Origin of the sequence: Pengzhenrongella sp. (assembly GCF_036565025.1) — a bacterium.
Taxonomy (GTDB): domain Bacteria; phylum Actinomycetota; class Actinomycetes; order Actinomycetales; family Cellulomonadaceae; genus Pengzhenrongella.
In genome coordinates, this window is record NZ_DATCNW010000213.1 from 1 (window position 1) to 2,859 (window position 2,859).

Below are 2,859 nucleotides of genomic sequence, written 5' to 3' on the forward strand. Positions count from 1 at the left end.
CGGCGATCTCGACCCGGTGCAGCGCCACGTGCTCGACGTGCTCGCGACCGGCAGCCACCTGTTCATCGATGCCCCGGCGGGCTGCGACGCGACCGGGACGCTGGCCGCCGTCGTCGCCGACGCGGCCGCGCGTGGCCGCACCGTGCTCTACGTGCCGGGGCACCGCCGCGCCGCGACCGCGCTCACCACCCGCCTCGCCGAGCTGGGGCTCGACGACCTGGTGCTCGACATCGCGCCGGACGCCGGCTGGCGGACAGCGGCCGCGCGCCGGCTGCTGGCCGCAATGACCCTTGAGCAGCGCCCGGTCGACGCCGCCGGGGTCGCCGCGCTGCGCCGTGACCTGGTCGCCCGCCGCAGCCGGCTCAGCGGCTACGTGCGCGCGCTGCACGAGGTGCGCGAGCCGTGGGGCGCGTCCGCGTACGACGCGCTGCAGGCCCTGGCCCGCCTCACCTCGACCCAGCCCGCACCCCAGACGACCGCGCGCCTGGCGCCCGACGTCGCCCGCGCGCTCGAGGCGCCGCGCCGCGAGCGCCTGACCAAGGCACTCGCCCGGGCCGCGACGCTCGGCGCGTTCACGCTGCGGCCCGGGGAGACGCCCTGGTTCGGCGCCGACCTGGTCACGAACGCGGCCGCCGCGGACGCGGTCGCCCGGATCGAGCGGCTCCTGGACCGCACCCTGAGCGCGCTCGCCGTGCGCGCCGAGGAGGTCGCGAGGTCCACCGGGCTGACCCCCGCGACGACCGTCGGCGCCTGGGGCGAGCAGCTGGAGATGCTCGGCGGGATCCGCGGGGCGCTGGACGTGTTCCAGCCGCTGATCTTCGAGCGCACCGCCGCAGACCTGGTCGCCGCGACCGCGTCCAAGGCCTGGCGCCTCGAGCACGACCTGCCGATGGGGCAGCTGCACCGGCGCCGGCTGCGCAAGCAGGCCAAGGACATGGGCCGCCCGGGCCGGCCGATCCCCGACCTGCACGCCGCGCTCGTCGAGGTGCAGAACCAGCGCGAGATCTGGCAGGCGCACTGCCCGGGCGGCGGGTGGCCCCGGCTGCCGGTGGGGCTCAGCGCGATCGAGGCCGAGTACCGCCTCGTGCGCGAGGACCTCGAGCAGCTCGACACCGTGCTCGCGACGACGCCGGGCGGCGGCGGCCTGCTGCGGGCCCCCTTCTCCGAGCTCGCGGACCGGCTCCGCCGGCTGCTCACCACCAGCACCACCCTCACCGACCTGCCCGAGCGCACCGCGCTGGTCCGGTCCCTGCGGACCGCGGGCCTCGACCCGCTCCTCGCGGACCTCCACCGCCGGCGGGTCGGCGCGGCGCTGGTCGGCGCCGAGCTCGACCTCGCGTGGTGGAGCACCGTGTTCGACGAGCTGCTGCGCGCCGATCCCGCGCTCGCCGGGTACGACGGGGCGGCCCTGTCCAGCCTGGCGACGGAGTACCGGCGGCTCGACCTCGAGCACGTCGCGAGCCTGTCGGCGCCGGTGCGCGCCGCCGTCGTCGACCACATCTCGGCCAGCCTGAGCGCCCATGCCGAGCAGGCGGAGGCGCTGTTCGCCGAGCTCGGCGAGGAGCGCCTGACGTCCCTGCGCGACCTGGCGGCGCGCTTCCCGGACCTGGTCCGGTGGCTGCGTCCGGTGGTCACGGCGTCGCCGATGATCGTCCCCCAGCTGTTCCCGCCGGTGCAGGCCGTCGACCTGGTCGTGCTGGACTCCGTGCAGCACCTCACCCTGGAGGTCGCGCTCGCGGCGCTCGTGCGCGGGCGGCAGGTCGTCGTCGTCGGCGACGCGCGGTGCGCGTCCGGGACTGCCGTGCGCGAGCTCGCGGCGGTGCTGCCCGGGGTCGCGCTGCGCGCGAACTCGACCCGCCGTGACCCGTACCTGACGGCGTTCCTCGCCGAGCACGGCTACGCGGGCGTGCTCGAGGCGACCCCCCTGCCCGACGCCGCCCCGCTCGTGCGCCTGGATGTGGTGGACGGCTCCGGGATGCCCGACCCGAAGACCGGCGCGGTCGACAGCACGCGGGCCGAGGTCGAGCACGTCGTCGAGCTCGCGATCAACCATGCGCTGACCCGCCCCGAGGAGTCGCTCGCCGTCATCACGTCCTCGCAGACCCACGCGAACCGGGTCCGCGAGGCCGTCCTGGGCGAGGTGCGGGACAACCCGTCGCTCGCGGCGTTCTTCGACGCCGGGCGGCCCGAGCCGTTCGCCGTCGCGGACCTGACCGGCGTGGCCGGGCTGCGGCGCGAGGCCATCATCTTCTCGGTCGGCTTCGGCAAGACCCCGCACGGCCGGGTGCTGCACCGGTTCGGCCCGCTCAGCGGTCCGGGCGGCGAGGCGCTGCTGCTCGACGCCCTCGGGGCCACGCGTCACCGGCTCACGGTGGTCAGCTGCTTCGCGGCGGACGACCTGGATCCCGAGCGTCTGCGCGGTCCGGGCGCCCGGCTGCTCGCGGACCTGCTGGCGTTCGCGGCCGCGCGCGGGCGCGACGAGTCCGGTGTCGCCGTGAGCGCCCCGGACGACGCGAGCCCGGACCGCCTCGTGATGGACCTCGCCGAACGGCTGTGGCGCGCCGGGCTGCTCGTCGAGATCGACTACGGGGTCGCCGGCGGGTCCCGGATCCCGCTCGCCGTCGGCCATCGTGACCTGCCTGGCGAGCTCGTCGTCGCGGTGCTCACCGACGACGACGCCTACGTCGCGGAGCCGAGTGTGCGGGTGCGCGACCGGCAGCTCGCGCAGCGACTCGAGCGGCTCGGCTGGTCGGTGGCGCAGGTCTGGTCGGCGGCGGCGTTCCTCGATCCGCAGGGCGAGGCCGACGCGATCCTGCGCACCGTGCTCGAGCGCGTCGAGGCCCGGGCGCGGCTGGCGCC

Annotated in this window: 1 pseudogene; it reads left to right on the top strand. The window is 76.8% G+C overall.

Annotated elements, in window-relative coordinates:
• Positions 1–2,859: pseudogene (locus VIM26_RS12265) on the top strand (hypothetical protein); the annotation flags it as partial.